1 pseudogene is annotated in these 269 nt (G+C 62.1%); it reads left to right on the top strand.

Annotated elements, in window-relative coordinates:
- Positions 1-32: 32 nt before the first annotated feature.
- Positions 33-269, top strand: a pseudogene (locus SB822_RS57550) (citrate transporter); the annotation flags it as partial.

Here is a 269-nt window from a genome sequence, read left to right as displayed (position 1 = left end):
CCGCCCATTCGTTGAATCGCGCGAGGGCTGGCATGAGCGCAATGCAGGTCTATATCGTGGTGGGCGTGTTCGCGGCAGTGATACTCGCGATCGCGTTCAATGTAATCGACATGGCCGTGGCGGCGCTCGTCGGCATGTGCGTGCTGATCGTGCTGAACATTCTCGACGAGCAGGATCTTCTCGCTGCGGTGCGAATCGCCGCCGGGCCGATCAGTCTTCTGTTCGGCGGCATGGTCGTCGCGCGCATCCTCTCGACCACCGGAGTGTTC

The sequence above is a fragment of the Paraburkholderia sp. SIMBA_054 genome, from assembly GCF_046534875.1.
Classification (GTDB): domain Bacteria; phylum Pseudomonadota; class Gammaproteobacteria; order Burkholderiales; family Burkholderiaceae; genus Paraburkholderia; species Paraburkholderia hospita.
The sequence above is the reverse complement of the archived record's forward strand: the minus strand, read 5'-3'. Positions and strand labels throughout refer to the sequence as shown.